The organism is Ignavibacteria bacterium, assembly GCA_025612375.1.
In the GTDB taxonomy this organism is placed as follows: domain Bacteria; phylum Bacteroidota; class Ignavibacteria; order Ignavibacteriales; family SURF-24; genus JAAXKN01.
Map to the genome: position 1 here is coordinate 1 of JAAXKN010000138.1, position 1044 is coordinate 1044.

A 1044-nucleotide genomic window follows, 5' to 3' on the forward strand; every position below is an offset into this window, starting at 1 on the left:
ATGACGTCAAATCATCATGCCCCTTATGACCTGGGCTACACACGTGCTACAATGGTGACTACAAAGAGAAGCGAAGCTGTGAAGTGGAGCAAATCTCAAAAAGGTCATCTCAGTTCGGATTGTAGTCTGCAACTCGACTACATGAAGCTGGAATCGCTAGTAATCGCGAATCAGAATGTCGTGGTGAATACGTTCCCGGGTCTTGTACACACCGCCCGTCACACCATGGGAGTTGGATATGCCCGAAGTCAGTGACCCAACCGTAAGGAGGGAGCTGCCGAAGGTGGAGCCGATAACTGGGGTGAAGTCGTAACAAGGTAGCCGTATCGGAAGGTGCGGCTGGATCACCTCCTTTCTAAGGAAAGAAAAAGTAGGGGTTGTTTTACTGTTGAGTTATTAAGTGAGTCAAGGGATTTTGCCAAACCTCGTGAACTATGTTCACTCGGTCGCGGGCGCCCCGCGACTACATTCAAGCAATATTTTGCTTAGAAAAGCGAGCTTTTCACACAAAATATCACTCGAATGTGTTTGACAAAACTTAATACGCGAAATTTCCGGTGGTGATGCGCTTATGGGTCACACCCGTTCCCATCCCGAACACGATGGTTAAGACATAAGCGGCCGATGGTACTATATTGGAAACGATATGGGAGAGTAGGTGGCTGCCGGATTGATAAAAAAATAATAGCTGTTCTTATAATAAAAGAGCATAATGAAAATAAAATAAATGGCTTATAGCTCAGTGGAAGAGCGCCTGAAATGATTTAAGAAGTTTAGACTTGAAGAAATCATGTAATCAGGAAGCATGAGTTCAATTCTCATTAAACCACTGTTTCTTAGGAAGATGAAATATGCTAAATAAGAAACAAATGATTCCTATAAAGATATAAAATAGGAATACCTTGTACCTTGAAAACTACACATTGAATATTTATTTATTGTAAATCGAAAGATTTATGAGACAAGACATCAAAAAAATATAAACCTATGACCAATTCGTCATCACGCTAGATGATGAAATAACTGGTCAAGCTAATAAGAGCG

At 41.5% G+C, this 1044-nt stretch carries 1 tRNA gene and 2 rRNA genes; all 3 read left to right on the forward strand.

The window, feature by feature from the left end:
- A 16S ribosomal RNA gene (locus tag HF312_21725) occupies positions 1-363 on the forward strand; the annotation flags it as partial.
- 190 nt (positions 364-553) lie between these two features.
- Positions 554-671, forward strand: a 5S ribosomal RNA gene (gene rrf / locus HF312_21730).
- A 57-nt stretch (positions 672-728) separates the two neighbouring features.
- Positions 729-830: transfer RNA gene (locus tag HF312_21735), tRNA-OTHER, on the forward strand.
- Positions 831-1044: the final 214 nt, after the last annotated feature.